Here is a 25,779-nt window from a genome sequence, read left to right as displayed (position 1 = left end):
GATCACCGGTCCTCGCGTCCACCTCCGGCCCGAACAGGCTCGGCCTGCGGCCACGGCGTTCGAGCAGCGGGACGTCAGGGCCTGACGCGAGCACGCGTCAGGAACTCCACGCCCGCCGCCAACGTGGTGAGTCCGCGCTGGTCGTCCTCGCTGACCGGCAGGCCGCTGCGCCTGCTCAGTTCCGCCGCGTAGGCCTGGAAGTCGATCGAGTCCAGGTCGAGCTCCTCGCGCAGGTCCGCGTCCGGTGCGACGTCGCCGAGCTCCGCGTCGGGCGCGACGGTCAGCAGGGCCGCGCTGATCATCTCGCGGGCTTCGTCGGGTGTCATAGCTCCTCCGGTCTGCTCAGCAGTTTTTGGACGATCTCCAGGAAGCGAGCGCCGGTGTGCCCGTCGGTCGCGCGGTGGTCTGCGGACAGGGTCACGGTGACCACGGGACGCACCCCGAGGAGGCCGCCGACCGCCCACGGCCGGTCGAGCACCTTGCCGACGCCCACGAGGGCGACCTGGGGCGGGTAGATCACGCCGAAGACGGATTCGACGCCGCGGTCCCCGAGGTTGGTGACCGTGATCGTCGCGCCCGTCAGCTCGCTGCCACGCAGCCGTCCGCCCCTGGCACGGGTGACGAGGTCGCGCACGCGGTCCATCAGCTCCACCGGCCCGAGCTCGGTCGCGTCCGCGATCACCGGAACGATCAGGCCTCCCCCGCGCAGCGACACCGCCATCCCGAGGTGCACGCCTGCACCGGGCTCGAAGTGCTCGTCGGTCCACAACCCGTTGAGCTGCGGCACTTTCGCCGCGGCCCGTGCGCACGCACGCAAGACCAGCGCGATCGGCAGCACGCGGCGTTCGACCGGGAGGTCGCGGTTGAGCTCGGCCAGCCGTGCCATCGCGGCGGACATGTCGATCGTGGTGCTGAGGTAGTAGTGCGGGATCTCGCGCTTCGACCGCGCCATCAGCTTCGCGGTGGCCTCGCGCATCGCCCGGGCCTTGTCGGCCACGGGAGTCACCGGACTCGGCTCAGGCGTCACCGGAGCGGGCTTCGACGTGCGAACGTCACCGGCGCGCACGATTCCGTCCGATGCGGAAGCGGTGATCCGGGTGAGGTCCACGCCCAGTTCTTTCGCGAGGCGCCGCGCGTACGGCGTCACCTTGCCGCGACCGGCCGGTGCGGGCCGCGCGGCCCGTTGCACGTCGGCGCGGGTGATCGCGCCACCTCTGCCGGTACCGTGCAAGGTCGTCAGGTCGACGCCGAGCTCCGCGGAAAGCTTGCGCACCAACGGTCCCACGACCGGAGGTCGTGGCCGGGGCGAAGGCGGGGGCGGGGCGGGAGCCGGCACGGGCACGGGTGCTCGCTCCGGCTGTGGCGCAGGCACTGCTGCGGGCTGCGGCTTCGGTTTGGGCACGATCGCAGGCTCCGGCTGCGATACGGGCACGGCCGCGGGCTCCGGCTGCGATACGGGCACGGCCGCGGGCTCCGGCTGCGATACGGGCACGGCCGCGGGCTCCGGCTGCGATACGGGCACGGCCGCGGGCTGCGGCTTCGGTTGGGACACGGGCTTCGGTTTCGCACCGTCCTCAGACCCGATGACCGCGAGCGGCGTACCCACGGGCACGGTCACGCCAGGCTGCACCAGGATGTCCTCGATCACGCCGCTGTCGAAGCACTCCACGTCGACGGCGGCCTTCGCGGTGTCCACGACCGCGACGACGTCACCCCGCGCGACGGTGTCGCCGGGCTTCACCAGCCACTCGATCACCGTGCCCTCGTCCATGTCGGCACCCAGCGACGGCATCGTGAACTCAGCCACCGCGCACCACCTCCCGCGCGGCGGCGGCGATCGACGCGGGCTGCGGCAGTGCCGCCTCCTCCAGGTGCTTCGCGTACGGGATCGGCACCTCCGCGGTGCACACCCGCCGCACTGGCGCGTCCAGCTCGTAGAACGCTTCCTCGGCAATGCGCGCGGCGATCTCGGCGGACAGGCTGCCGGTTCGCCATCCCTCGTCGACCACCACCGCGCGGTGCGTGTGCCGCACGGATTCGAGGAACGTGTCGGAGTCCAACGGCCGCAACGTGCGGAGGTCGATCACCTCCGCGTCGATGCCGTCCGCCGCGAGGTCGTCGGCGGCGGCCAGCGTCTTGGCAAGACTGCCGCCGTAGGTGATGAGCGTGACGTCCTTGCCCTGCCTGCGGATCGCGGCGCGGGTGATGTCGACGGGACCGGCGTCGTCGGCCAGGTCACCGGAGAGGTTGTAGAGGCCGTTGTGCTCGAAGATCAGCACCGGGTCGGGATCGCACAGCGCTGGCCACAGCATGCCGCGCGCGTCCTCGAGCGTCGCGGGCGCCAGCACCCGCAGGCCGGGGATGTGCGCGTACCAGCCTTCGAGGCTGTGCGAGTGCTGCGCGGCGAGCTGCCGGCCGGCCCCCGTGGTCATCCTGATCACCAGCGGCACCGGGAACTGGCCGCCGGACATGTGCAGCAGGGTCGCGGCGTTGTTCAGGATCTGGTCGAGCGCGAGCAGGCTGAAGTTCACGGTCATGATCTCCACGATGGGCCGCATGCCGTTGAGCGCCGCGCCGATGCCCGCGCCGACGAACGCCGACTCGGACAGCGGGGTGTCGCGGATCCGCTCGGGCCCGAACTCCTCCAGCAACCCGAGACTGACCGCGTAGCAACCGCCGTAGCTGCCGACGTCCTCGCCCATCAGGAAAACCCGCTCGTCGCGGCGCATCGCGTCACGGATCGCCTCGCGCAACGCCTCCCGGTAGGTGGTCTTCACCTGGTCACCTCCGAGGTCACGAAGCGGGTGAGGCCGTCAACCGGTTCGATCTCGGCCGCCTCCGCGGCGGCGACGGCGTGGTCGATCTCGGCGGCCACTTCCGTCTCCAGCGCCGTCAGGTCGTCGTCGGTGAAGTCCGGGCGCATCGCCGCGATCAGGCGATCGATGGGGTCGCGGTCACGCCACTGCACGACCTCGGACTTGTCCCGGTAGCGCTCCGGGTCGTACATCGAGTGCGCGCGGAACCGGAACGTCCGCAGCTCCAGCAGGCACGGGCCGCCACCTGCCCGGATGGACTCGGTGGCACGTCGGGCGGCCTCCCGCACCGCGAGCACGTCCATCCCGTCCACCGCCCAGGCGGCGAGGCCGTAGGAGGACGCACGCAGTGCGAGGTCTGGTGCGGCGTGCTCCTTGGCGAACGACGTGCCCATCGCGTACAGGTTGTTCTCGCAGCAGAACAGCACGGGCAGGCGCCACAGCGCGGCAAGGTTCAGCGCCTCGTGGAACTCACCTTCCGCGGCAGCGCCCTCACCGAAGAAGCAGGCCACGACCCGTGGTTCGCCGCGCATCGCGTGGGCGAGCGCGAGTCCCACGGCGACAGGTAGTCCACCGCCGACGATCGCGTTGCCGCCGAAGAACCGGTGACCGGAGTCGAACAGGTGCATCGACCCGCCGCGGCCCCTGCTGCACCCGGTGACCTTGCCGAACATCTCGGCCATCACCGCGTCCATCGGCACACCCCTGGCGAGTGCGTGCCCGTGGTCCCGGTAGGTCGACACGACCGCGTCCTGGGGGTCGAGCTCGGAAACGACACCGACCGCCACCGCTTCCTCACCCACGTACAGGTGCAGGAAGCCGCGGATCTGAGCTGCGCTGTACAACTCCGCGCAGCGGTCCTCGAACCGCCGGATGCGCGTCATCTCCCGCAGCAGGTCCAGGTGTTCTTTCACCCTCCCACCTCCAGTGTCGACGTGTCGCCCTCTGGCAGTCCCAGTTCCCGGGCTTTCAGCAGCCTGCGCATCACCTTGCCGCTGCGGGTGTGCGGCAGGTGCTGGTCGAACGTGATCTCCTTGGGCGCCACAGCACCCAGCCGCCTGCGGCCGAACGCGATCAGCTCGGTGCGCAGCTGCTCGGTCGGCTCACTGTCCGCGCGCAACGTCACGAAGGCCTTCACGACCTCGCCGACCACCGGATCCGGTTTGCCGATCACCCCCGCCTCCGCGACAGAGGGGTGTTCCATCAGCACGCTCTCCACCTCGAACGGTCCGACCAGGTGGCCGGCCGACTTGATCACGTCGTCCGTGCGGCCGACGAACCAGTAGTAGCCGTCGGGATCGCGCCGGGCCAGGTCACCCGTGAGGTACCAGCCGTCCACAAAGGACTTCGCGGAGCGGGCGTCGTCGTGCAGGTAGCCGCGGAACATCGACGGCCAGCCCGGCCGCAGGGCGAGCTCGCCCACCGCCTCCGGATCGCGCACCTCCACGACGCGACCGCCCTCGCTCGTCACGATTCCGGCCTCCACGCCGGGCATCGGCCTGCCCATCGAGCCTGGCCTGATGTCCTCCGCGGCGTAGTTGCTGATCATGATGGCGCCGGTCTCGGTCTGCCACCAGTTGTCGTGCACCGGCAGACCGAGCGCTTCCTGGCCCCACACCACGACTTCCGGGTTCAGCGGCTCCCCGACGCTGGCGACGAACCGCAGTGCCGAGAGGTCGTACCGCTTCGGCAGCTCGGCGCCGGACCGCATCAGCATGCGCAACGCGGTCGGTGCGGTGTACCAGACCGTCACGCGTTCGTCCTGCAACACCTCGTACCAGCCGTGCGCATCGAAGTCCGCAGCGTCGACGATCATCGTCACGCCGTGCGTGAGCGGAGCGAAGATCCCGTACGACGTGCCGGTCACCCACCCCGGATCCGCCGTGCACCAGTAAACGTCGTCGACGTGCAGGTCGAGCGCGAACGCGGCGGTGACGTGATGCGCCAGCACAGCGCCGTGCACGTGCACAGCGCCTTTGGGCTTTCCCGTGGTGCCACTGGTGAAGTGCAACAGCGCCATGTCGTCCGGTGACGTCGGCGGGATGGTGAAGTCCTCGCTCGCCGAAGCCATCGCCTCGGTGAACGACCTGGTGCCGGGCGGAGCGGGCTCGTCGCCGATCACCAGCACGTGTTCCAGGGCGGGCAGGGAGTCGCGCAGCTGCTCGACCCGCTTGCGGTACAGCTGGGGCGTCGTGACCAGCACCCGGACGTCACCGAGACGCAGGCGTTCCCGCACCGGCTCCGGCCCGAACGCGGAGAACAGCGGCGCGTACACGCTGGTGTTCTTCACCGTGCCGACCGCCGTGACGTACAGCTCGGGCACCCGGCCCAGCAGCGTCGCCACCCGATCGCCCTTTCCGACGCCGAGTTCGCGCAGCACGTTCGCGAACCTGTTGGTGGCAAGGCGAAGACCGTCGTAGGTCAGCTCCGTCACGTGCCCGCCACGGCCACGGCAGCGCAACGCGACCTTCTCCCGCAACGGTCCGGCCGCATGCCGGTCCACGGCCTCGTTCGCGATGTTGAGCCCGCCGCCCGGCAGTCCGGACAGCTGCGAGCGCGCCGCGTCCCAGGAGAACGTCGCGCGCGTCTGCTCGTAGTCCGCCAGGTTCGGCCTGACCGCACCGGCGTTCCGCTTCCTGATCGGTTCCCAGCCCATGCCTCCAGGCTGGAGCGGCGCGGACCCCGGCAGCAGGGACGAAGGTCCTCGGTGTGCCCGTCGTTGGTGTGCGAAACGCGTCGTCCGCCGACAGTCCCGGCGAGAGCGGGACGTACTGCCCTCGCTGGACGGCGTCGCCGCGATCGACGATCAACGGTGGAGGTGTCGTGATGAGCAGAGTCGTGCACTTCGAGATCCCCGTCGACGATCCGGACCGGGCAGGCGCGTTCTACAACGCCGTGTTCGGCTGGGAGGCGCACAAGTGGGGACCCCAGGACTACTGGACGATGGCCACCGGACAGGAGCCCGGTAGCGGCCCCGGAGCCGAGGGTGCGCTCACGCCGCGAGCCGAGGCGCCGGAAGGAGTGCTGGTCTACGTCGACGTCGAGGACGTGGACGTCGCGCTGGCGACGGTCGAGAAAGCGGGCGGATCCGTGGTGCACGACAAGATGCCTATCCCGACGATCGGGTGGTCGGCGCACGTGCGCGACAGCGAGGGCAACCTGATCGGCCTGTTCCAGAGCGACGAGTCTGCTTCCGCCGACGCCTGACGGCTCCTTCGCGCGGTCAGGCGCCTGCCGATTCGGCGATGCGACCGAGTTCGTCGTGCAACGCCCGCGTGAGGACCCCGGGGTCGGGAAACCGGTCCGGATCCGCGATCGCCGTGATGGTGACCGTACCGGCGTAGGTGAACACTTCGAAGTACACGGTCATGTTGCCGTCGGTGCCCGCTCCCATCGGGATGGCCGCTCGGATCCGCCGGCCGGCGAAGGTGATCGGCTCGCCGGGGCCGCGGACGTGGCTGACCAGGGTGTGCATGCGGTGCTGGTGGTTCATGTACCAGCGGTAGGTCCCGAGCGCGGCCAGCGGGCGGAACAGCCAGCCCAGCAACGCGATCGGCGGCGGCCCCTGGGCCGTCGCCTTGTGCGTGCGCACCCAGTTCGCCGTGGACCGCAGCCGCTGCCCCAGGTCGCCGGTGGCGGGGACGGCGACCAGAAGTGGGCTGACCATGTTTCCCCGCACGGGTTCCCCGGCCGCGTGGCCGGACACCGGCACGCCGATCACCACGGTGTCGAGTGACTCCCCGCTCGCCCGCAGCACCCGGTTCAGCGCCGCGGCCACCGCCACCAAGATCGCGTCGTTGGTCGTGCCGCCCCACCGGTGCGCCGCCGCCCGAACGGCGGCCGCGGGAACGCGGACCACGGCCGGCCCGCCCCGCCCACCGGTCCGCCGCAGCAGCGAACACGGTTCCGCGCGCTGAGGACGCAACCCACCCGCGGCTGTGATCGAAGTGCGCAACAAGCGCACGGCCGTGCCGATGCGAGCCACAGCGCGCACACGGCCGGACAAGGCGTCGACGGCCAGCCGGAGCGTTCGCGGACGCGGCCGAGGAAACAGCGCCGGGAGCGCGGAGAGGCCCGGATCAGCCAGGCCGGCGAGGATCGCGAGGCCACCGATCCCGTCCGCGAGCACGTGGTGCAGCACGACCACCAGCGCGACCGCCCCGTCGGCGAGCCCCGTCACGAACACCGCCGACCACCTCGGGCCGGTGGGCGGCAACGGGGTCGCGACCAGGGAGCAGGCCGTGTCGAGCAACGCCCGCTCATCTCCTGGCACCGCACAGCGCACCACGCGCACTTGGCGCTCGACGTCGAAGTCCTCGTCGTCGATCCAGATCGGCCCGCCGCAGCCGAACGGGGTCCGGACCAGCCGCTGCCTCAGCCGTGGCACCGCGGCGACGCGCTCGGCGAGCACCTGCCGGGCGTGGGCCAGGTCGAACCCGCCGGCCTCGTCGAACAGGAGGATCACCCCGAAGTGGGCAGGAGCACGTTCGTCGTCCATCGCCAGGAACGCACGATCCGTCGGACTCGCCCGGTCGATCACCGGGTGGCCGGGCACATCGGAATCAGCTCGGTCCCAGGGCATCATCACTCCAGAAGAACCCGTACGCGGGCAACGCGACCAGGGACCAACGTCCCTCCAGGCGCCGCCGCTCGCCCGTGCGAACGAGGAGGGGCGGATGGCCGCCGAACCACCGGACACCGAACCCGACTACCGCTTCACCCTGGCCAACGAACGCACGTTCCTCGCCTGGATCCGCACCGCGCTCGGTCTGCTCGCCGCGGGTGTGGCGGTCAGCCAGCTCCTGCCCCCGTTCGCCGTGCCGGGAGCCACGACCGGGCTGGCCCTGGCCTGCACCGCCCTCGCCGCGGTGGTCGCCGCCACCAGCTTCCCGCGCTGGCGCCGGGTGCAGCAGGCGATGCGGACGGGTGCCCCGCTGCCGCACAGCCCGATGGTCGGCGTGCTGGCGGCCGGGGTGCTGCTGATGGCCGTGCTCGCCGCGGTCCTGGTGATCGTCGGATGAAGCGCGACACCGGTCTGCAGCCCGAACGCACGAACCTGGCGTGGAACCGCACCACCCTCGCCGCCGCCGCGTGCGCCCTGGTGATGCTGCACGTCGCGGCCGAGCGCGGCTGGAGCGTCGCCACCGTACCCGCGGTGTGCACGGCCGCCGTGGCGGTGACGCTGGTCCTGCTCGGCCGGCACCGGCACCTCGGCGCCACGCGGCCGCGCGTCCTCCTGCTGGTCGCCGTGCTGGTCACACTCGGCTGCGCCGGTGCCCTGCCTCTCGTGCTGAGCGGGCCGCGTTGACGCCGGTCACGTGAAGATGATCTGGCCGCCCGCCGCGAGCTCGTAGAACTCGCCGACCGTGATGATGTCCTGCACCTGGTCGATGAAGTCCTCCTTGGACAGACCGAACAGGTCCACGGAGGCCTGACACGCGTACAGTCCCGCGCCGGTGTCCGCGATCATCTCGACGAACTCGGGGATCGGCGGAATGTCCAGCTCTTCCATCTTGTGCGACAGGTAGCGCGTCATCACCGTGGACACGCCGGGCAGGCCGCCCGCCCAGGTCGCCAGGTGCAGGCCGGGGTTGCCGACGGTGGCGAGCTTGATGTGCTCGTGCCGTGCCTTGTGCACGGCGTCGAGCCCGAAGAAGGTGAAGAACAGGTTGGCCTCGATGCCTTCCGCGCGGGCGCCGTTGGCCATGATCAACGCGGGGTAGATCCCCTCCAGGGAGCCCTTGGAGACGATGATGGAGACCTTCTCGATCTTGTCCGACATCGCGAACGGTCCTTTCTGCGCTCAGATGCAGCCGCGCGGCTTCGGAATACCGGCGATGCGGGCCGCGAGCTTCGCGGGCCCCTTCGGGAACAGCTGGTAGAGCTCCTTCACGCTGACACCCGAGGTCTTGCCCAGGGCACGAACCGTGGGGCCGGTGCCCTTCTCCGCGAACTCCGCGCGCATGAACCTGATGACCTGCCAGTGCCGATCGGTCAAGTCGCCGACACCAGCCTCACGGGCGATCTCGGGCGCCATGTCCTCACTCCACTGCCCGGGTTCGACGAAGAACCCCTCGTCGTTGACCGGCACCTCGGTCCCCGCATACACCTTTGTGGACATTCGTGCTCCCCTCACCGGGCTTCGAACCGCTTGCCCGCAACGGGCATCGCGGCGGACACGCCGGGCAGGTCCCGGCCGGGCAGGAGGCTGTGCCAGTACAGCCAGGAGAACATCAGCTTGCCCAGGTGGTTGAGCCTGGACTCCGCCAACAGCGGCAGTCCTACCGCCGACGGGTAGTGACCGGGCAACGGCTCGGTGTCGTAGTTGAAGTCGATCAGCAGCGCCTTGCCGAACCCGCTCTCGATGAAGCAGTTGGTGTGGCCGTCAAAGCTCGCGTCGAGCTCCTCCCCCGCGAGGAACCGGGCCACGTTGCGGGTCAGCACCTCGCCCTCGAAGTGGGTGACCGACCCCGCCTTCGAGGTGGGGATCGCCGCGGCGTCGCCGATGACGAAGATGTTCTCCCGCACCTTGGACCGCAGGGTGTGTTCGTCGGCGGGAACGAAGCCGAGCGCGTCGCCCAGTCCCCACGACCGCTCGACGCATTCGGCTCCACCGTGCACCGGCACCACGACCGCCAGGTCGAACTCGACCTCGCGCTCGTCGTACGAGATCAGCTTCCCCGCGCCACCGTCGACCTCGCCGGTGTTGAACTCGGTCACCAGCTCGATGCCCTTGTCCTGCAGCATTCCGGCGAGCGCGCGGGAGGCGACGGGCTTCGTGAACGCACCGTCCAGCGGCGTCACATAGGTCAGGCTGACCCGGTCGCGGATGCCGCGTTCCTGGAAGTACCAGTCGGCCAGGAAGCAGAACTCGAGCGGCGCCACCGGGCACTTGATCGGCAGGTCCACGACGTTGACCACGAGCCGGCCGCCGTCGAACTCCTCCAGTGCCCGTGCCAGCGCGGTCGCGCCCTCCAGGTCGTAGAAGCTGAACACCTTGCTCATCCAGCCCGGCCCCGTCAGGCCGTCGGTCTCCTCCGGCACCAGCCGGGCACCGGTCGCGATGATCAGGACGTCGTAGCCGAGCGTGCCGCCGTCGGCGAGGTGCACCCGGTCGGCCTCCACGTCGACTCGGTCCACGCCGCTGCCGCGGTAGGTGATGCCGTCGTGCAGCTGGCGTCGCCGGGACCGGACCAGGTCGTCCGCGTGGGCGAGCCCGAACGGCACGAACAGCAGGCCCGGCTGGTAGACGTGGTCGTCGTCGCGGTCGACCACGGTGATCTCGCACTCGGCGTCCAGGGCGCGGCGCAGCCTGTTGGCCGCCAGAGTGCCGCCCGTGCCACCGCCGAGGATCACGATCCGCTTGGTCATGTCCGTCAGTCTTCGACGGGGCGCGACCGGTCCCCAGGGGCCTTCGTCCCCGCACACGCGGGCCCATCGACAGCGTCCGCGGACTCCCGCCGCGATCCACGATGAACCGGTGATGGGCAACGTTCTCGACGCGGAGGCCTCGCCTCTGCTGGACCGCATCCGGCGCGGCCTCATCGGTGACGGCGAGGTTCTCGACGGACCCTACGGCCCGCGCCGGATCATCTACGCGGACTACACGGCGTCCGGCCGGGCGCTGGACTTCGTCGAGGACTTCATCCGCGCGCACGTGCTCCCCCGCTACGCCAACACCCACACCGAGAGCTCCGGCACAGGTCTGTACACCACGAGGCTGCGTGAGCAGGCCCGGCGGCTCATCCGCGACTCGGTCGGCGGTACCGACGACGACGTGGTCGTCTTCTGCGGCTCCGGCGCGACCGCCGCGATCGCCAAGCTCGTCGCCATCCTCGAACTGCGGCTCCCGGCGGGGTTGAGCGAGAAGTACTCGTTGCTGGACCAGATCCCCTCCGACCAGCGCCCCGTGGTCTTCGTCGGCCCGTACGAGCACCACTCCAACGAGCTGCCGTGGCGCGAGTCCATCGCGGACGTCGTGGTCATCGGCGAGGATGCCCGCGGGCACATCGACGTCGCCGAGCTGCGCCACCAGCTGGTCCGGTACGCCGACCGTCCACTGAGGATCGGCAGCTTCTCCGCCGCCTCCAACGTCACCGGCGTGCTCACCAACGCCGACAGCATCGCCGCGCTGCTGCACGACCACGGCGCGCTGTCCTTCTGGGACTACGCGGCCGCCGCCCCGTACGTGCCCATCCGCGTGCGGGAGAGCGCACCGGGCCGCGGCGACCACAAGGACGCGATCTTCCTGTCACCGCACAAGTTCCCCGGCGGCCCGCAAACCCCCGGTGTGCTCGTGGTCCGCACGGAACTGGTCACCAACCGGGTGCCGACCGTGCCGGGTGGCGGCACCGTCGCGTTCGTCCACCCGCTCGGCCATCGCTACCTGACCGACCCGGTCGCCCGGGAGGAAGGCGGCACACCCGCCATCGTCGAGTCCGTCCGCGCCGGTCTGGTGTTCGCGCTCAAGGACGCCGTCGGCACCCGCCTGATCCAGGCCAGGGAGGAACGCCTGTGGCGGCACGCCCTGGTCACGTGGGAGGACGAACCCGGCATCGAGATCCTCGGCAGCCACGACGCGGCCCGCCTGTCGATCGTGTCGTTCCGCGTCCGCTCCGGCGACCGGTTCCTGCACCACAACTTCGTGGTCGCCGTGCTCAACGACCTGTTCGGCATCCAGTCGCGCGGAGGCTGCTCCTGCGCCGGGCCGTACGGACACCGGTTGCTCGCCATCGACACGGCGCACTCCCGCGGTTACGACCACGAGGTCGCCATCGGCTGCGACGGGGTCAAACCGGGCTGGGTGCGGCTGAACTTCAACTACTTCATCACCGACGCCGTCCGCGACTACCTCGTCGAGGCCGTGCGGCTGGTCGCCCGGTACGGCCATCGGCTGCTGACCGACTACGTCTTCGACCCGCACACCGGGCTGTGGCGGCACCGCGCCACCGCGACCGTCCCGCTGGGACTGCCGGATCTGCGCTCCGTCGCGATCGCCGGCACTCCCCCGCCCCACCGGTCAGCGCCGGCCGACGACGCGGTCCTCGCCACGCAACTGGAGGACGCCCGGTGCCTGCTCGCCTCTCGCGCGGACCTGCTCGACGACGGCCCCACCGGACTGCCGGAGGACTTCGAGTCGCTGCGCTGGTTCGTGCTGCCACCTGTGTGCCTGCTCGGTCAGGCCAGTGCGAGAAACAGCTTCTCCAGTTGAGCGCGGTCGGCCACCGACTGCTCGGAGCCGTCGGAGATGCACTGCTCCAGCCCGCTGGCGATCAGCTTGAAGCCGGCCCGGTCCAGCGCGCGCGACGCCGCGGCCAGCTGCGTGATCACGTCCTTGCAGTCCCGTCCGGACTCGATCATCTGCACGAGCCCGCCGACCTGCCCCTGCACGCGCCGCAGCCGCTTGACCACGTCGGTGAGCACTTCCTCGTTCAGCTCCACCAAGGACCTCCTTCTGTACCCCCCAGGGTACCTGAGCACCGGAACAACCCCGCCGCGAACGACGTTGGAACAGATACCCCCTGGGGTACCTGACGAGAGGAGAGCCTCATGGCGGTCGTTGAGCTGACCAAGTCCAACTTCACCGAGGTCGTGGGCCGGCCCGGCACTGTCCTGGTCGACTTCTGGGCGTCGTGGTGCGGCCCGTGCAGGATGTTCGCGCCGGTCTTCGAGCAGGCCGCGCTCCGGCACGGCGACATCACGTTCGGCAAGGTGAACACCGAGTCCGAGACCGACCTGGCGCGAACGTTCGGCATCTCGTCGATCCCGACGCTGATGGTCGTGCGCGACGGAGTCGTCGTCTACGCGCAGCCCGGCGCACTCCCCGCGGCCGCCCTCGAGGAACTGATCACCCAGGTCGGCGCGCTCGACATGGACCAGGTGCGTGCCGCCGCCCGGCCACGCCGCTGAAAAGGAGCCATACCGTGAAGTACGACCTGACCATCACACTCGACCTGCCCTACGAGGACGCGGTCCCGGCCGTCCGCGCGGCGTTGAAGGAACAGGGTTTCGGTGTGCTGACCGAGATCGACGTCCGGGCGACCATGCGCGAGAAGCTCGGCGCCGAAGTGGAGCCGTACGTGATTCTCGGCGCGTGCAACCCGCCGTTGGCACACAGGGCACTTGAAGTCGACCGGACGATCGGCCTTCTGCTCCCGTGCAACGTCGTCGTCCGCGCCGACGGCGACCACACGCTGGTCCAGGCGCTGGATCCCGCCCTGATCGCCGAGGTGCCGGAGCGCGAGGAACTGCGCCCGATCGCCGAGGAGGCCGGCCAGCGGATCCAGGCCGCCCTGGACTCGCTGGTCACCACGGCACGCTGATGGTGAAGGCGGTGCCCTCGGCGCTGGACGTGGCCGTGACGGTGCCGCCGTGCGCGGCCACGAGCTCCCCGCGTTCGCCGACCGCTACGACCTGCAGATCTTCGACCGCATCGCCGCGGCGGAGACCACGCACCTCGAGGCGGTCCGGACCCTGATGACCCGCCACGGGATCACCGATCCCACCGCGAACCAGGCGCCTGGTCGCTTCACCACCCCCGGCCGTGCAGGCGACCTACGACCAGCTGCTGGCCAAGGGATCCGGCAGCCAGGACGCCGCGCTCGAAGCCGGCCGCACGGTGGAAACGGCGGACATCTCGCTGCTGCGCCAGTCGCTCGACGGCCTCAGCGCGCCCGACGTTCAGCGCGTCTACGGCCACCTGCTGACCGCATCGCAGCACCACCTGACCGCGTTCGACCGGTGGCTCAACCGGTGAGGCAAGGGTGGCGGCCCTACTCGGGGCCGCCACCTGCTGTCACCCTGTGATCCTTGCGGTGCTTGCGGTGCACGAGCCACACGCCACCGCCTGCGGCGGCCAGCACCGCCGCGCCTACGGAGTACAGGACCGGCAGCTGCTGAGCCAGCACGAAGCCGCCCATCACGAGGACGAACCAGCCGAACCCCTTGCGCAGCACCGTTTCCGGGATCCGCCCGGCCAGCCTGCCGCCCGCCAGGCTGCCCGCCACCGCGGCCGCGGTGACCAGCGCGGCGAGCGTCCAGTCGATGTGGACGGTCGCCAGGTAGCCCGCCAGTCCGGCGACGGACTTCATCGCGATCACCACGAGGGACGTGCCGACCGCGACCGCCATGGGCAGTCCTCCCAGCAACGCGAGCGCGGGCACCACGAGGAAACCGCCGCCCGCACCGACCAGACCGGTGACCAGACCCACCACGACGCCCTCGGCGACGACACGTCCGATCGGCAGTTCTCCGTGCGGCGTCGCCTTGCCGCCCTCACGGCGTCCGCGGATCATCGCCACCGCGGTCGCGATCATCATCAACGCGAAGCCTGCCAGCAGCCACGTGCCGGGGACGAACTGCGCGAGCCGGCCGCCGCCGTACGCCCCGGCCATGCCCGCGGCGCCGAACACCAGTCCCGTGCGCCAGCGCACCCGCCCTGCCCGTGCGTGCGACACGGCACCAACAGCACTGGTGACACCCACGACGAACAACGACATCGCGATCGCCTGCTTGGGATCCTGACCGGCGAGGTAGACCAGGATCGGCACGGTCAGGATCGACCCCCCGCCGCCGAGCACCGCCAGAGCCACTCCGACGAGGACCGCGGCGAGCAGCGTGAGCACGATCATCCCGCTCACCCTCTTCCGTCACCCAGCGCGGCGACCACGGCCTCGACGGTGGTGCGAGGGCCGCGGTTGTACGGCAACTTCGCCAGCAGCAGTCCGAGCAGGCAGGTGTTGCTCAGCGCGGCCACGACCAGCCCTGCACCCACCAGACCCGCGAGCCACGTGACGGGCGGGACGAAGACCCCGGCGAGCACCGCGCTCACCACGATCGCTCCCGCCACCAACCGGACCTGGCGTTCGAGGTCCCAGCGCGGCTTCCCGTGCCGCACCGGGCCTCCCTCCGCCTGCCAGGCCGTCATCCCACCGGCCAGCAGCCGGAGGTTGGGCAGGCCGGCCGCCGTCAACGCCTGCTCGGCCTGCCCTGCCCGCTGTCCGGACCGGCAGACCAGCACCACCTGCTCGTCCAGGTGGCGGCGCAGCTCGTCGCGGTGCTCGCGCAGCAGGTCCAGCGGCACGTTGTAGGCACCGGGGATGTGCGCGGCCTCGAACTCACCGGGGGTGCGCACGTCGATCAGCCGCGGGCCCGTCCCGGACTCGACCAGCCGCCGGAGCTCCGCGACGTCCAGTGTCACCGGAGCGCTCACCGCTGCTCCCCCGCCACGACCAGACCGGCGTGCCGGGCGGTGTCGAAGTCGTCGTCGACGTGCACCACGACACGGCCCGCGCGGGCGAGCACACTCGCCGCGATGGAGGCCCGGTAGCCGGACTGGCAGTGCACCCACACGACACCGCCGGGCACGTCCGCCACCCGCTCCGGCAGATCGGGCAACGGGATGTGCAGCGCGCCGTCGAGGTGGCCCTGCTGCCATTCACCGCCCATCCGCACGTCCAGCAGCACGTCGGCGGGAGGCAACCCGTGCGGCGGACGCCCTGCCCGTGTCGCGGCGAGGTCCGCGAACGTGGCCACGGCCAGCTCACCCAGCCGGCTGTCGTCGTCGGCCCACTGCTCCGGCGCGCCGGTCGCCGCGGCCGCGGGCCGGTCGATCCCGATCCGCGCCAGCTCGCGCTGCGCCTCGGCCACCTGCTCGGCGGACTCGCCCAGCAACGTGATGGGAGCGCCCCACGGCGCCATCCAGCCCAGCCAGGTGGACATCGGACCGTCCAGCCCGAAGCTCAGCGTGCCGGTCAGGTGCCGGTGGGCGAACGCCTTGCGGGAGCGCAGATCCACCACCCACTCCTGGGCGTCGATCCGGCCGCGCAGCTCTGCCGCGTCGGCGATCCGGACCGGTGTGAGATCGACCAGTTCCGCCCCCTCGGCGTTCCGCACGCCCATGTGGGCGTAGTACGCGGGATACGCGTCCAGCCCGGCCAGCACCTGCACGACGAAGTCGTGTGTCTCCAGCCGCAGCGCCGGGTTCGCGGTCTTCTCCCTGCCGATCGTCGAGGACGGCGCGTCCGCCTGGGTCGCCGAGCAGAAGCTGCCGAACCCGTGCGTCGGCCACACCTGTGCACCGTCCGGCACCAGGTCGGCGAGCCGTCGCACCGAGGCGTGCTGGTGACGCGCCAACGTGTCGGCGTGCTGGTTGCCGAGCAGGTCCGTCCGGCCGGTCGTGCCGAACAACAGCGAACCACCGGTGAACACACCGATCGGCCCGTCCGGGCCGTGCAACACGTACGACACGTGGTGGAACGTGTGGCCTGGCGTGGCCACCACAGTCAGCCACATCTGGCCGGACAGCGCGATCTCGTCCCCGTCGCGCACCGGTAACCGGTCGAACCCGACGTGGTCCGCCGCCGCCACCGCGTACACCGCGCCGGTCAGCCTGGCCAGCGCCAGTCCGCCGGACACGTAGTCGTTGTGCAGGTGGGTCTCCACGACGTGCGTGATGCGCACGCCGCGCCGGCCCGCCAGCGCCACCACCCGGTCGATGTCGCGCTGCGGATCGACCACCACCGCCACCTGTCCGTCGTGTGCCAGGTAGCTCCGGTCACCCAGCGACGAGGTCGCCACGACCTCAACTTCTACCGTCATGATCATCCCTGTGTCAGATCCCTTGGGAACCAATGGAATTCCCATCACTCCCACATACCCCTGGGGGTACCTACGACTCCACCATACGACTCGCCGCGACCTTCCGGCAACTACCCCCGGGGGTATGTGGGACGTCGCACCTCGGTACGCTGCCGAGCGAGACCGGGTTCGCCGCCTCACCGGGGCGAAGGCCGACCGGTCCCTGTCACAACGGGACCTTGGCCCCTGGGACGGTTGCTCCAGGCGACGGAGAGTGTGGGCGTTCGTCCAGCCCACAGGAGGCCTGCAGTGCACCACACCAGCGCGGCCCGCACCCCGGTCGCTCTCACCCGCTACTTCGATGAGGTCGTCAACAGGCTTGCACGTGAGGGCATCGACGTCGCGCAGGTCGTCCTGGAGCTCTCGCCGTCGCGCCCCAGGTGCGGCGAGGTGGTCACCGAGCGAGGTCCCGTGCTGCGCTGGCGTGAGGACCTCGGCTGGAGCAACGGCATCAGGTCCACCAGCCCGGCCGCGCACCCCGGCGAGGTCGCCGGGCTGCTCAGCCATCTGTGAGCAACCGCGCGTGCTTGCGGGCCTGCAGGGCCTTCGCGGCCGTGTCCGCCAGCAGCACGGCGGGCACCGTGGCGGCTGCGAGCACCCAGCCCAGTGCCGAGGGGGCGTGCCCGCCGAGCAAGCCGGGAAGTGGTGGCACGAACAGGAACACGATCAGGACGGCGAGTTCGAACGCCACCGCCCACAGCAGCAACCTGTTGCCCCGCAGCCGTTTCTTCATCACGGGACGGGCCGCACTGCGGCACGCGTAGGCGTTGGCCAGCTGACCGAGCACGATGGCGGTGAACGCGGTGCCGGACGCGGTCGCGAGCAGTGCCGCGTCGGGGGTGGCGCCCAGCCGCCAGCCGCCCGCGAGGAGCACCACGACGAACGCGGCCATCGACACCGCGGCTTCCGCGGGGCCGAGCACGCCGAACACCCGCCGCATCAGCGAGGCGTCGATCAGTGAGCCGGTGCGCAGACGGCCTCGCATGGTGCGGGAGTTCGGCGGCTCGGCACCGAGGGCGAGCGCGGGCAGCAGGTCCGTGCCGATGTCCAGGGCGAGGACCTGCAGGACGGTGATCGCGAGCGGGATCGTGCCCCCGGACAACGCCCACACCACGAACGGCGTCAGCTCGGCGACGTTGTCGGTGAGGTGGTAGGTCAGGAAGCGGCGGATGTTGGCGAAGGTGGCGCGGCCCAGCTCGACCGCGCCGACGATGGTGCCGAAGTGGTCGTCGAGCAGCACGAGGTCGGCCGCCTCGCGCGCCACGTCGGTGCCGGACGCTCCCATCGCGACGCCGATGTCCGCCGCGCGCAGGGCAGGGCCGTCGTTCACGCCGTCGCCGGTCATGGCCACCACGTGTCCCTTGCGCTGCAACGCCTTGGCGATGCGCAGCTTGTCCTCCGGTGTCACGCGGGCGACGACGACGCCGTCGCGGTCGAGCAGCGCGCCGAGCTCGTCGAGATCGGCGGGCAGCTCCGCCCCCTCCACCACGAGCTGGTCGGGACCGCGCAGGCCGACCTGGTCGGCGATCGCGCGCGCGGTGGCGGGGTGGTCACCGGTGATCATGGCGATGCGGATGCCCGCCGACCGGCACGAGGCGATCGCCTCTGCCACGTCGTCGCGGGGCGGATCCTGCAGACCCACCAGGCCGAGCAGCTCCAGGTCCCGTTCGGCGTTCTCCCAGGACTTCTCGTCGCCCGGCCGCGCGGGCCGGCCCGCCACCGCGAGCACGCGGAGGCCCCGCACCGCCAATGTGGCGATCGCGTCCTCAGCCCCGTGCACCGGCAGACACCGGGGCAGGACGGTCTCCGGGGCACCGGTCACGTGCACGCCGTCGGAATCCACAACGGACGATCGGCGGCGCCGGGGGTCGAACGGGAACCGCACGGCGTCGGCCGACGGACCGTCGACGCCGACGCGTCCGGCGAGCACGTGCAGCGCGACCTCCATCGGGTCGCCGACCGGGAGCCACCGCTCGTCCTGAAGCCGTACGTGGGCGCGGGGAGAACACCGCTTGGCGCTGGCCGCCAACGCACGCACCCCGTCCACCGCGGCGGGTGCACCTTCCACGGTGCCGACGGGCTCGTAGCCGTTGCCGTGCACGCTCACCTCACCGGCGGGTGTCCATACGTGCACGACCGACATCTCGTTGCGGGTCAGCGTGCCGGTCTTGTCCGTGCAGATGAACGTCGTCGCGCCCAGCGTCTCCACCGCGTCGAGCCGGCGCACCAACGCCTTGCGGCTCGCCATCGTCTGCGCGGCACGGGCCAGCGACAGCGTCACGGTCGGCAGCAGCCCTTCCGGCACGAGCGCGACCGTGACACCGACCGCGAACAAGAAACCCTCGGTGAGCGGCAGTCCGAGCAGAAGGCTGACGCCGAAGAACGCCGCGCCCACGGCGGTCGCGAGCAGCGCGAGGACCACGACGACGCGGTGCAACTGCCCGGCGAGCGGGCTGCGCGGCGGCTTCGCGTCCTGGGTCAGCGCGGCGATGCCCGCGAGTTCCGTGTGCCCGCCGATCGCGGTCACCAGCACCGTCGCCTCGCCCTCGGCCACGTACGTGCCCGCGTGAACCTGCTGTCCCGCAACCGGTCTCATCGGAACGCTCTCGCCGGTCAGCATCGACTCGTCGACGGCGAGCCCCGAGGCGGTGAGCACCTCACCGTCTGCGCAGACCCGTGACCCCGCCTCCAGCAGGAGCTCATCACCTACGACGAGCTCCGACGCGTCCACGTGATGGGGATGCCCGTCCCTGCGCACCATCGCGCGCAGCGGCATCAGGTCGCGCAACCGCTGCGCGGCCCGGTCGGCCCGGTACTCCTGGGCGAACGCGAACACGCCGTTCAGGACCACCACGACCACGATCGCCACGGCCAGCGCGGGCATGCCGGCGAGCAGCGCGAACAGCGCCGCCACCCACAGCATCAACGCGAAGAAGTGGATCAGCTGCTCCACCAGCAACAGCAGGGGATGCCGCCGGCGTGCTCGCGGCAGCACGTTCGGGCCGTCGACCCGCAGTCGCCTCGCCGCTTCCGCCGAAGACAGTCCTGTGCTTGCGAGAGTCATGCTTTCATCCCAGCCGAGGCGGCACGGGGCGCACAGGGCGTGACGTCCTCGCCGGATCAGGACCAAGGCCCCGTCAATTCCGCGAATTTCCATCTGGCGCGAATTTCGGACACAGCTGTCCAGTAGCGGACATAATGGTCCGACACGGCGCTTAGCTGGCCGTTCATGGCAGCCATAAATGGGAGCAACCCAAACTGTTGCGGCGATCCGTCCACTTCGGACGGTTGTCCGGCAGCTGTGGACGATCTCGTGCTGTGCGGCGAGGACCTGCTGCGGGCGCTCGTCGCGGACCGGCGCGCCGGGTCGACCTCGCGGTGATCGCGGCGCGGTTCCACAACGGTCTCGCGGACGCCGTGGTGGCCTGCACAACAACGGGTTCCGCGTGCTCACGCACCGCCAGGTGCCTGCCAACGACGGCGGCGTCAGCCCAGGTCAAGCCGCCGTCATCGGCCGCCTCACAACAACGGTCCCGGAGTGAGCGGAGGACGGGGCACCTCGGCGTGCTCTTCCCGTGGCGGCCGGGGTTCCTTCACCACCACGACCGGGCACTGGGCGTGGTGAACGCAGTAAGAGCTGACCGAGCCGAGGATCGCCTCGACGATCGGCCCGTGGCCGCGGTTGCCGACGACGAGCAGCTCGGCGTTGGCGGAGGCGCTGGTGAGCTCCGTGCGCGGATCGCCGTGCACCACCACCGTGCGCAGTTCGACGTCGGTGACGTCCTTGACGGCGTGGTTCAGCACGGCGTGCTGGGCGGCTTCGAGGCGTTCGGGGGTCAGCTCCATCCCGATCTCGGCGGGCAGCGGTCCGATGATGATGCCGGGCTCCCGGTACCAGGCCGAGATCACCGCGAGCGGGACACCTCGGCGGCGGGCTTCGTCGGCGGCCCAGCGCAGCGCGGCCTGGGCAGAGGGTGACCCGTCCACACCGACGACGACGGGCTTCTGTTCTGAGTCGCTCATGTCGTCCAGCGTCGCGGGCGGCGTGAGGGGCCAGGCAGGGCGGATGGGCTCGCCCGCGTCGTGCCATTGGTCCCTGCCGAACGGCTCCGGTGGTGCCGGACGCTCGTGGGGAGCGATGGGAGAACTGATGAAGCGACGAGTGATCATGGTGGGAGTGGACGGCTCGGCATCCTCCCGCGCCGCGCTGAAGTGGGCGTTGAAAGAGGCCATGTGGACCGGGGCCCAGGTGGAGGCCGTGCTGGCCTGGCAACGCGAGGACGCCTTCGTGCCGGCGACCTCGATGGGCGTGCACCCGTACCGGGAGAAGCCGCAGCGGCATCCGGCACAGGAGCTGCACTTCGCGGTGCTGGACATGCGGGCCGAGGTCCCGGCGGCACCCGATGTCGTCGAGACCACCGTGGTGGGCCAGGCGAAGGACGCGCTCGTGCGCGCCTCGCGGCACGCCGATCTGCTCGTGCTGGGCACCCGCGGGCACAACGCCCTGGTGGGAGCGATCCTCGGCAGCGTCACCGCGCACTGCCTCAAGCACGCCGAATGCCCGGTCGTCGTGATCCCACCTCGCGCGGTGCCGAGCTAGACCTCTGTGCACGACGAAGGGCGCTTCCCCAGGTGGGAAGCGCCCTTCGTCGTGGTTGGTCAGTTGTGCATCTTCAGCAGACGGGTGTGCAGCTGGTCGTGCACCTCGTCGATCGCCTCGGCGAACGTGGCAGCCTCGGCCTGCGCGGGCAACGACGTGCCGTTCACGTCCAGGTTCACCTGCACCGCGATCGTGCGCGGGCCCGGACGGGTCAGCCGCGCTCGTGCGAACTGCACCGGTGCGGGCGCGTAGCGGCTGAGCGGGGCGATCTTGTCGTGGGCGTACTGCCTGGCCTCCGCGGGTACCCGCTCACCGAGCTCCACCACGACGTTGCCGATCTCGGTCGCGCCTGCGTGCTTCATCGAACACCTCCGTCGGTCCTGATGCGTGCACTGTCGCCGAACTCGATCACCCCGCGACAGGTGCCAAGGGGCCGTGCGGGCAGGGACCTGGGTCCCTGTTCCCTGATCGATCAGGTCAGCATCGTGAAAGCACACCGAGCAGAGGAGTGCGAGATGTCCCACGCCGACCTGTCGCTGGTCGACGCGTACTGGCGAGCCGCGAACTACCTTTCCGCCGGCCAGATCTACCTCATGGACAACCCGTTGCTGAGCGAACCGCTGGTGCCGGAGCACATCAAGCCGAGACTGCTCGGTCACTGGGGCACAACGCCTGGCCTGAACTTCGTCTACGCCCACCTCAACCGCGTCATCAAAGAGCGCGACCTCGACGTCCTGTTCGTCACCGGACCCGGTCACGGCGGCCCCGCGCTGCTCGCCAACACGTGGCTGGAGGGCAGCTACACCGAAACTCATCCGGACGTGCCGCGCGACGCGGAAGGCATGCACCGGCTGTTCCGGCAGTTCTCCTTCCCCGGCGGCGTGCCGAGCCACGTGGCGCCCGAGGTGCCCGGCTCCATCCACGAGGGCGGTGAGCTGGGGTACTCGCTCGCGCACGCGTTCGGTGCCGCGCTCGACAACCCCGATCTGATCGTGGCGTGCGTGGTCGGCGACGGCGAGGCGGAGACCGGGCCGCTCGCGGCCAGCTGGCACGCCGGCAAGTTCCTCAACCCGCAGCGGGACGGCGTGGTGCTGCCGATCCTTCACCTCAACGGCTACAAGATCGCCAACCCGGCATTGCTGGCCAGGATCCCGCACGAGGAGCTCGACGCGTTGCTGCGCGGCTACGGCTACGCGCCCTTCTACGTCGAGGGTGACGAGCCGACCGCGATGCACGCGCGAATGGCCGAGGTTCTCGACCAGGTCGTCGACGAGATCAGGCGGATCAAGAGCACGCAGGACCGGCCGCTCTGGCCGATGATCGTGCTGCGCAGCCCGAAGGGCTGGACCGGTCCGTCCGAAGTGGACGGCGTGCCGGTGGAGAACACCTGGCGCGCGCACCAGGTGCCGCTGGCCGGTGTGCGGGACAACCCTGACCATCTGCGGCAGTTGGAGCAGTGGTTGCGCAGCTACCGGCCCGCCGAGCTGTTCGACGACAACGGTGCGCCACGACCGGAACTCGTCGCCCTCGCACCTGAGGGAACTCGCCGCATGGGCGCGACGCCGCACGCCAACGGCGGACTGTTGTTGCGGGAGTTGAAGATGCCCGGTGTCCGAGCCCACGCGGTCGAGGTGAGCAAGCACGGCACCACGCACTCCGAGCCGACGAGGGTGCTCGGCCGGATGCTGCGCGACGTCGTGACGCTCAACGCCGACAGGCGGAACTTCCGCGTCTTCGGCCCGGACGAGACCGCCTCCAACCGGCTCGGTGCGCTGTTCGAGGTCACAGGGAAGCAGTGGCAGGCGCAGACGTTGCCCGTGGACGAGCACCTCACCCACGACGGCCGGGTGATCGAGGTGCTGTCCGAGCACCTCTGCCAGGGCATGCTGGAGGGCTACCTGCTCAGCGGCCGGCACGGACTGTTCAACTGCTACGAGGCGTTCATCCACATCGTCGACTCGATGTTCAACCAGCACGCCAAGTGGCTCAAGACGAGCAAGAAGCTGGAATGGCGCAGGCCCGTCGCGTCGCTGAACTACCTGCTCAGCTCGCACGTCTGGCGCCAGGACCACAACGGCTTCTCCCACCAGGACCCCGGCTTCATCGACCACGTCATGAACAAGAAGGCCGAAGTCGTCCGCGTCTACCTGCCACCGGACACCAACACCCTGCTCGCGGTCGCCGACCACTGCCTGCGCAGCAAGGACTACGTCAACGTCATCGTCGCCGGCAAGAACGAGACACCGGACTGGCTCGACGTCGACGAGGCGATCCTGCACTGCGCGCGCGGCGCGGGCATCTGGGAGTGGGCCAGCACGGACGACGGCGTCAGTGAGCCCGACGTCGTGCTCGCCTGCGCGGGTGACGCGCCCACTGTCGAGATGCTCGCCGCGGCTCGCCTGTTGCGCGAACACCTGCCGACTCTCCGAGTGCGCCTGGTGAACGTGGTGGACCTGATGCGCCTGCAACCGGACACCGAGCACCCGCACGGCATGCCGGACCGCGAGTTCGACGCCCTGTTCACCGCAGACCGGCCGGTTCTCTTCGCCTACCACGGCTACCCGTGGCTGATCCACCGCCTGACCTACCGCCGCACCAACCACCACAACCTGCACGTCCGCGGCTACAAGGAAGAAGGCACCACGACCACGCCGTTCGACATGCTGGTGCTCAACGACATGGACCGCTACCGGCTGGTGATGGACGTGGTCGACCGGGTGCCGGGACTCGGCCCGAAGGCGGCCCGGCTGCGGCAGCTCATGCAGGACCAGCGCGCCCGCCACCACGCCTGGATCCGCGAGCACGGCGAGGACCTGCCCGAGATCCGCGAGTGGACCTGGCAGTGAACGTTCTCGTGGTGAACGCGGGCTCCTCCAGCCTGAAGCTCGGTGTGCTCGGCGACGACGGCACCGTCCTCGCCGAGCACCACGTCGAGCGCTGGCAGGGAGACACCGGTCCGCTGCGGGACTTCCTCGGCCACGCCCCCGCCGTGGACGCGGCCGGGCACCGGGTCGTGCACGGCGGATCCGCCTTCACCAGCGCGACCGTGATCGACGACGAGGTGCGCGACGAGATCGAGGCCCTCACCGCGCTCGCCCCGTTGCACCAACCCCGTGCGCTGGCCGGCATCGACGCCGCCCGAGAGCTGCTGCCCGCGGTCCCGCACGTCGCGTGCTTCGACACGGCGTTCCACACCACGATGCCGGCTGCCGCGACGACTTATGCCGTACCCGCGGCGTGGCAACGCAAGTGGGAGTTGCGCAGGTACGGATTCCACGGGCTGTCGCACTCCTACGCCTCCCGGCGCGCGGCCGAGCTGGCCGGCACGCCGGACGGCCGCGTGGTCAGCTGCCACCTCGGCGCCGGGGCGTCGCTCGCGGCTGTCGCGAGTGGACGTTCGGTGGACACGACGATGGGCTTCACTCCCCTGGCGGGCCTGGTGATGGCGACCCGCAGCGGTGACGTCGATCCCGGTCTGCTGGTGTGGCTGCAACGGGCGGGGCTGTCCCTCGACGAGCTGGAGGACGGTCTGGAGCACCACGCGGGCCTCGCGGGCCTGTCCGGAGCCGGCGGCGACCTGCGCGACGTGCGCCGAGCCGCAGCGGCCGGCGACCGGCGGGCGGTGCTCGCGATCGAGGTGTACGTGCACCGGCTGCGTCAGGGGATCGCCGCGATGGCCGCGTCACTTGGCGGGATCGACCTGCTGGTCTTCACCGGCGGCGTGGGTGAGCACGACGCCGAGCTGCGTGCCGACGCCGCCGCCGGGCTGGAGTTCCTCGGCATCGGCGTGGACGCGGACCGCAACACCGGGACGGGACGGATCAGCCGGGACGGGTCGGCTGTCGGAGTGTGGGTCGTCGAGGCCAGGGAAGACCTGGAGATCGCCGGACAGACCCGTGCCGCGCTGGGCCACGGCCCAGTGGCTTGAGGCTCACCGGCGCGAGGACCTGCGCCCCTGTCCGGCCGCGGTGCCACCGCCGAGGCTGGAGGCGTCAGTCCGACGTCGAAGGGAGCGACGATGAAGATCGACGAGATCATCGGCAGGACCAAGGACTCGCTGGAGGCGCGCACCGTCTACGCCGAGCCCGTCGAACGGGACGGGATCACCGTGATCGCCGCCGCCACCATCGCGGGCGGCGCGGGCGGCGGCACCGGACGGGACGAGAAGGGCCAGGAGGGCGAGGGCGGAGGCTTCGGCCTCACCGCGAAGCCGGCGGGTGCCTACGTCATCGACCACGGCGAGCTGCACTGGAAGCCCGCGGTCGACGTGAACCGGCTGATCGCCGTCGCCGGCTCGATGGCCGTCGCCGCGCTCCTGGTCGTGGCGCGCGTTCTCCGGCCGCGGCAGAAGGACTGAGCCGCGATGGCCCGCCGGACGTGGGTGGTGCTGGTGGCCGTGGCACTCGTGGCCACGGCCTGCGCGGCCGGACCGAACGCGGTGTCCGCTGTAGACGGTGTGACGGTCGCGGGGTTCTGGCGCGGGGTGTGGCACGGACTGATCTACCCGGTCACGTTCATCATTTCGTTGTTCACCGACAACGTGAACATCTACGAGGTGCGCAACAACGGCAACTGGTACGACTTCGGGTTCGTGGTCGGCATCGGCCTGCTGCACACCGTGCTCGGCCACGGCCACCGCGTGTCACCCAAGCGCCGCAAGGCCGCCAAGGCATCCTGAGCGGTCGACGCGAAGGGGCGGTGCGGAGGTTCTCCTCCGCACCGCCCTGG

29 protein-coding genes and 1 pseudogene are annotated in these 25,779 nt (G+C 70.7%); 14 read left to right on the top strand and 16 right to left on the bottom strand.

Translation table 11 applies throughout. The features are described from left to right. Positions 1-74: 74 nt before the first annotated feature. The 5 genes from DI276_RS40670 to acsA are packed head-to-tail and all read right to left on the bottom strand — an operon-like array spanning position 75 to position 5,469. Entirely contained in the window at positions 75-326 is a 252-nt protein-coding gene (locus DI276_RS40670) for a phosphopantetheine-binding protein (protein WP_112273921.1), read from the bottom strand. After that, a complete protein-coding gene (locus DI276_RS40665; RefSeq protein WP_232837255.1) occupies positions 323-1,807 on the bottom strand; it encodes a dihydrolipoamide acetyltransferase family protein in 1,485 nt (494 codons plus the stop codon). Before DI276_RS40665 ends, DI276_RS40670 begins: the two co-directional genes overlap by 4 nt. Next, positions 1,800-2,777 carry an alpha-ketoacid dehydrogenase subunit beta gene (locus DI276_RS40660; RefSeq protein WP_112273910.1) on the bottom strand — a complete coding sequence of 326 codons (978 nt, stop codon included), beginning with the start codon at positions 2,775-2,777 and terminating at the stop codon, positions 1,800-1,802. The genes DI276_RS40665 and DI276_RS40660 overlap by 8 nt, the downstream gene beginning before the upstream one ends. Continuing rightward, complete coding sequence (pdhA, locus tag DI276_RS40655) at positions 2,774-3,727, bottom strand: pyruvate dehydrogenase (acetyl-transferring) E1 component subunit alpha (RefSeq protein ID WP_232837254.1); 954 nt, start codon at positions 3,725-3,727, stop codon at positions 2,774-2,776. Before pdhA ends, DI276_RS40660 begins: the two co-directional genes overlap by 4 nt. Beyond that, positions 3,724-5,469, bottom strand: a complete 1,746-nt coding sequence (acsA, locus tag DI276_RS40650) for an acetate--CoA ligase (RefSeq protein ID WP_112273908.1) — start codon at positions 5,467-5,469, stop codon at positions 3,724-3,726. Before acsA ends, pdhA begins: the two co-directional genes overlap by 4 nt. A 170-nt stretch (positions 5,470-5,639) precedes the next feature. Between acsA and DI276_RS40645 the strand changes: the two genes are divergently transcribed. Continuing rightward, positions 5,640-6,020 (top strand): VOC family protein, encoded by a 381-nt coding sequence (locus DI276_RS40645; RefSeq protein WP_198681214.1) that lies wholly within the window; start codon positions 5,640-5,642, stop codon positions 6,018-6,020. Positions 6,021-6,036: 16 nt separating this feature from the next. Here the strand turns inward: DI276_RS40645 and DI276_RS40640 are convergent, their stop codons facing one another. Then, complete coding sequence (locus tag DI276_RS40640; RefSeq protein ID WP_112273906.1) at positions 6,037-7,398, bottom strand: wax ester/triacylglycerol synthase domain-containing protein; 1,362 nt, start codon at positions 7,396-7,398, stop codon at positions 6,037-6,039. 91 nt (positions 7,399-7,489) lie between these two features. Here DI276_RS40640 and DI276_RS40635 point away from each other — a divergent pair, with 91 nt between their 5' ends. Both DI276_RS40635 and DI276_RS40630 read left to right on the top strand, forming a co-directional pair. After that, positions 7,490-7,834, top strand: coding sequence for a YidH family protein (locus tag DI276_RS40635; RefSeq protein ID WP_112273904.1), 345 nt, complete (start codon positions 7,490-7,492; stop codon positions 7,832-7,834). Continuing rightward, complete coding sequence (locus tag DI276_RS40630; RefSeq protein WP_112273902.1) at positions 7,831-8,121, top strand: DUF202 domain-containing protein; 291 nt, start codon at positions 7,831-7,833, stop codon at positions 8,119-8,121. Before DI276_RS40635 ends, DI276_RS40630 begins: the two co-directional genes overlap by 4 nt. Before the next feature lie 6 nt (positions 8,122-8,127). Here the strand turns inward: DI276_RS40630 and DI276_RS40625 are convergent, their stop codons facing one another. The 3 genes from DI276_RS40625 to sqr are packed head-to-tail and all read right to left on the bottom strand — an operon-like array spanning position 8,128 to position 10,184. Continuing rightward, positions 8,128-8,595: a DsrE/DsrF/DrsH-like family protein gene (locus tag DI276_RS40625; RefSeq protein WP_112273900.1), complete on the bottom strand. Its 468-nt coding sequence runs from the start codon at positions 8,593-8,595 to the stop codon at positions 8,128-8,130. A gap of 21 nt (positions 8,596-8,616) precedes the next feature. Further along, positions 8,617-8,934 carry a TusE/DsrC/DsvC family sulfur relay protein gene (locus DI276_RS40620; protein WP_112273898.1) on the bottom strand — a complete coding sequence of 106 codons (318 nt, stop codon included), beginning with the start codon at positions 8,932-8,934 and terminating at the stop codon, positions 8,617-8,619. 11 nt (positions 8,935-8,945) lie between these two features. Then, positions 8,946-10,184, bottom strand: coding sequence for a type III sulfide quinone reductase, selenoprotein subtype (sqr, locus tag DI276_RS40615; RefSeq protein WP_112273896.1), 1,239 nt, complete (start codon positions 10,182-10,184; stop codon positions 8,946-8,948). Positions 10,185-10,296: 112 nt separating this feature from the next. On the opposite strand from sqr, the gene DI276_RS40610 reads away from it, so the two are divergent. After that, entirely contained in the window at positions 10,297-12,024 is a 1,728-nt protein-coding gene (locus tag DI276_RS40610) for an aminotransferase class V-fold PLP-dependent enzyme (RefSeq protein ID WP_112273895.1), read from the top strand. Here the strand turns inward: DI276_RS40610 and DI276_RS40605 are convergent. Next, entirely contained in the window at positions 11,991-12,254 is a 264-nt protein-coding gene (locus DI276_RS40605) for a metal-sensitive transcriptional regulator (protein ID WP_112273893.1), read from the bottom strand. The genes DI276_RS40610 and DI276_RS40605 overlap by 34 nt on opposite strands. Positions 12,255-12,362: 108 nt before the next feature. Here DI276_RS40605 and trxA point away from each other — a divergent pair, with 108 nt between their 5' ends. The 4 genes and pseudogenes from trxA to DI276_RS53165 all read left to right on the top strand — a co-directional run bounded on the left by trxA (position 12,363) and on the right by DI276_RS53165 (position 13,569). Then, a complete protein-coding gene (gene trxA / locus DI276_RS40600) occupies positions 12,363-12,722 on the top strand; it encodes a thioredoxin (protein WP_112273891.1) in 360 nt (119 codons plus the stop codon). Positions 12,723-12,736: 14 nt separating this feature from the next. Further along, positions 12,737-13,135, top strand: coding sequence for a DUF302 domain-containing protein (locus DI276_RS40595; RefSeq protein ID WP_112273889.1), 399 nt, complete (start codon positions 12,737-12,739; stop codon positions 13,133-13,135). Positions 13,136-13,184: 49 nt separating this feature from the next. Continuing rightward, positions 13,185-13,286 (top strand): annotated as a pseudogene (locus tag DI276_RS53530) (hypothetical protein); the annotation flags it as partial. 70 nt (positions 13,287-13,356) lie between these two features. After that, positions 13,357-13,569 (top strand): DUF2202 domain-containing protein, encoded by a 213-nt coding sequence (locus tag DI276_RS53165; protein ID WP_157985280.1) that lies wholly within the window; start codon positions 13,357-13,359, stop codon positions 13,567-13,569. 16 nt (positions 13,570-13,585) lie between these two features. Here DI276_RS53165 and DI276_RS40580 read toward each other — a convergent pair whose 3' ends face one another. The 3 genes from DI276_RS40580 to DI276_RS40570 are packed head-to-tail and all read right to left on the bottom strand — an operon-like array spanning position 13,586 to position 16,412. Then, entirely contained in the window at positions 13,586-14,443 is an 858-nt protein-coding gene (locus DI276_RS40580) for a sulfite exporter TauE/SafE family protein (protein ID WP_112274083.1), read from the bottom strand. 5 nt (positions 14,444-14,448) lie between these two features. Continuing rightward, on the bottom strand, positions 14,449-15,024 hold the full coding sequence (locus DI276_RS40575; RefSeq protein WP_112273885.1) for a rhodanese-like domain-containing protein: 576 nt from the start codon (positions 15,022-15,024) through the stop codon (positions 14,449-14,451). Continuing rightward, a complete protein-coding gene (locus tag DI276_RS40570) occupies positions 15,021-16,412 on the bottom strand; it encodes an MBL fold metallo-hydrolase (RefSeq protein WP_112274081.1) in 1,392 nt (463 codons plus the stop codon). The genes DI276_RS40575 and DI276_RS40570 overlap by 4 nt, the downstream gene beginning before the upstream one ends. A 288-nt stretch (positions 16,413-16,700) precedes the next feature. On the opposite strand from DI276_RS40570, the gene DI276_RS40565 reads away from it, so the two are divergent. Next, on the top strand, positions 16,701-16,964 hold the full coding sequence (locus DI276_RS40565) for a hypothetical protein (RefSeq protein ID WP_112273883.1): 264 nt from the start codon (positions 16,701-16,703) through the stop codon (positions 16,962-16,964). Here the strand turns inward: DI276_RS40565 and DI276_RS40560 are convergent. Both DI276_RS40560 and DI276_RS40550 read right to left on the bottom strand, forming a co-directional pair. Then, positions 16,951-19,515: a cation-translocating P-type ATPase gene (locus DI276_RS40560; RefSeq protein ID WP_112273880.1), complete on the bottom strand. Its 2,565-nt coding sequence runs from the start codon at positions 19,513-19,515 to the stop codon at positions 16,951-16,953. The two genes, DI276_RS40565 and DI276_RS40560, sit on opposite strands and share 14 nt — an antisense overlap. A gap of 455 nt (positions 19,516-19,970) precedes the next feature. After that, positions 19,971-20,474 carry a universal stress protein gene (locus tag DI276_RS40550; RefSeq protein ID WP_112273876.1) on the bottom strand — a complete coding sequence of 168 codons (504 nt, stop codon included), beginning with the start codon at positions 20,472-20,474 and terminating at the stop codon, positions 19,971-19,973. Positions 20,475-20,601: 127 nt separating this feature from the next. Between DI276_RS40550 and DI276_RS40545 the strand changes: the two genes are divergently transcribed. Continuing rightward, the gene (locus DI276_RS40545; RefSeq protein ID WP_157985279.1) at positions 20,602-21,051 is read left to right on the top strand and encodes a universal stress protein; all 450 of its coding nucleotides are present in this window, start codon (positions 20,602-20,604) and stop codon (positions 21,049-21,051) included. Positions 21,052-21,110: 59 nt separating this feature from the next. Here the strand turns inward: DI276_RS40545 and DI276_RS40540 are convergent, their stop codons facing one another. Continuing rightward, positions 21,111-21,413 (bottom strand): HPF/RaiA family ribosome-associated protein, encoded by a 303-nt coding sequence (locus tag DI276_RS40540; RefSeq protein ID WP_112273872.1) that lies wholly within the window; start codon positions 21,411-21,413, stop codon positions 21,111-21,113. A 153-nt stretch (positions 21,414-21,566) separates the two neighbouring features. On the opposite strand from DI276_RS40540, the gene DI276_RS40535 reads away from it, so the two are divergent. The 4 genes from DI276_RS40535 (at position 21,567) to DI276_RS40520 (ending at position 25,729) form a co-directional block, all read left to right on the top strand. Beyond that, positions 21,567-23,897, top strand: a complete 2,331-nt coding sequence (locus DI276_RS40535; protein WP_232837253.1) for a phosphoketolase family protein — start codon at positions 21,567-21,569, stop codon at positions 23,895-23,897. Continuing rightward, positions 23,894-24,979 carry an acetate/propionate family kinase gene (locus DI276_RS40530; RefSeq protein ID WP_112274079.1) on the top strand — a complete coding sequence of 362 codons (1,086 nt, stop codon included), beginning with the start codon at positions 23,894-23,896 and terminating at the stop codon, positions 24,977-24,979. Before DI276_RS40535 ends, DI276_RS40530 begins: the two co-directional genes overlap by 4 nt. A 90-nt stretch (positions 24,980-25,069) precedes the next feature. Then, positions 25,070-25,408 carry a sporulation protein gene (locus DI276_RS40525; RefSeq protein WP_112273867.1) on the top strand — a complete coding sequence of 113 codons (339 nt, stop codon included), beginning with the start codon at positions 25,070-25,072 and terminating at the stop codon, positions 25,406-25,408. Between the two features lie 6 nt (positions 25,409-25,414). Further along, the gene (locus tag DI276_RS40520) at positions 25,415-25,729 is read left to right on the top strand and encodes a hypothetical protein (protein WP_112273865.1); all 315 of its coding nucleotides are present in this window, start codon (positions 25,415-25,417) and stop codon (positions 25,727-25,729) included. The last annotated feature ends 50 nt before the right edge of the window (positions 25,730-25,779 follow it).

It is taken from the genome of Lentzea terrae, from assembly GCF_003265345.1.
In the GTDB taxonomy this organism is placed as follows: Bacteria; Actinomycetota; Actinomycetes; order Mycobacteriales; family Pseudonocardiaceae; genus Lentzea; species Lentzea terrae.
The sequence above is the reverse complement of the archived record's forward strand: the minus strand, read 5'-3'. Positions and strand labels throughout refer to the sequence as shown.

Bases quoted from the DNA above. Each gene is read 5' to 3' on its own strand.
- DI276_RS40670 (WP_112273921.1), bottom strand. From the start codon at position 326: ATGACACCCGACGAAGCCCGCGAGATGATCAGCGCGGCCCTGCTGACC.
- acsA (WP_112273908.1), bottom strand. From the start codon at position 5,469: ATGGGCTGGGAACCGATCAGGAAGCGGAACGCCGGTGCGGTCAGGCCG.
- DI276_RS40645 (WP_198681214.1), top strand. From the start codon at position 5,640: ATGAGCAGAGTCGTGCACTTCGAGATCCCCGTCGACGATCCGGACCGG.
- DI276_RS40640 (WP_112273906.1), bottom strand. From the start codon at position 7,398: ATGATGCCCTGGGACCGAGCTGATTCCGATGTGCCCGGCCACCCGGTG.
- DI276_RS40635 (WP_112273904.1), top strand. From the start codon at position 7,490: ATGGCCGCCGAACCACCGGACACCGAACCCGACTACCGCTTCACCCTG.
- DI276_RS40630 (WP_112273902.1), top strand. From the start codon at position 7,831: ATGAAGCGCGACACCGGTCTGCAGCCCGAACGCACGAACCTGGCGTGG.
- DI276_RS40625 (WP_112273900.1), bottom strand. From the start codon at position 8,595: ATGTCGGACAAGATCGAGAAGGTCTCCATCATCGTCTCCAAGGGCTCC.
- DI276_RS40620 (WP_112273898.1), bottom strand. From the start codon at position 8,934: ATGTCCACAAAGGTGTATGCGGGGACCGAGGTGCCGGTCAACGACGAG.
- sqr (WP_112273896.1), bottom strand. From the start codon at position 10,184: ATGACCAAGCGGATCGTGATCCTCGGCGGTGGCACGGGCGGCACTCTG.
- DI276_RS40610 (WP_112273895.1), top strand. From the start codon at position 10,297: ATGGGCAACGTTCTCGACGCGGAGGCCTCGCCTCTGCTGGACCGCATC.
- trxA (WP_112273891.1), top strand. From the start codon at position 12,363: ATGGCGGTCGTTGAGCTGACCAAGTCCAACTTCACCGAGGTCGTGGGC.
- DI276_RS40580 (WP_112274083.1), bottom strand. From the start codon at position 14,443: ATGATCGTGCTCACGCTGCTCGCCGCGGTCCTCGTCGGAGTGGCTCTG.
- DI276_RS40570 (WP_112274081.1), bottom strand. From the start codon at position 16,412: ATGACGGTAGAAGTTGAGGTCGTGGCGACCTCGTCGCTGGGTGACCGG.
- DI276_RS40560 (WP_112273880.1), bottom strand. From the start codon at position 19,515: ATGACTCTCGCAAGCACAGGACTGTCTTCGGCGGAAGCGGCGAGGCGA.
- DI276_RS40550 (WP_112273876.1), bottom strand. From the start codon at position 20,474: ATGAGCGACTCAGAACAGAAGCCCGTCGTCGTCGGTGTGGACGGGTCA.
- DI276_RS40545 (WP_157985279.1), top strand. From the start codon at position 20,602: ATGAAGCGACGAGTGATCATGGTGGGAGTGGACGGCTCGGCATCCTCC.
- DI276_RS40540 (WP_112273872.1), bottom strand. From the start codon at position 21,413: ATGAAGCACGCAGGCGCGACCGAGATCGGCAACGTCGTGGTGGAGCTC.
- DI276_RS40535 (WP_232837253.1), top strand. From the start codon at position 21,567: ATGTCCCACGCCGACCTGTCGCTGGTCGACGCGTACTGGCGAGCCGCG.
- DI276_RS40525 (WP_112273867.1), top strand. From the start codon at position 25,070: ATGAAGATCGACGAGATCATCGGCAGGACCAAGGACTCGCTGGAGGCG.
- DI276_RS40520 (WP_112273865.1), top strand. From the start codon at position 25,415: ATGGCCCGCCGGACGTGGGTGGTGCTGGTGGCCGTGGCACTCGTGGCC.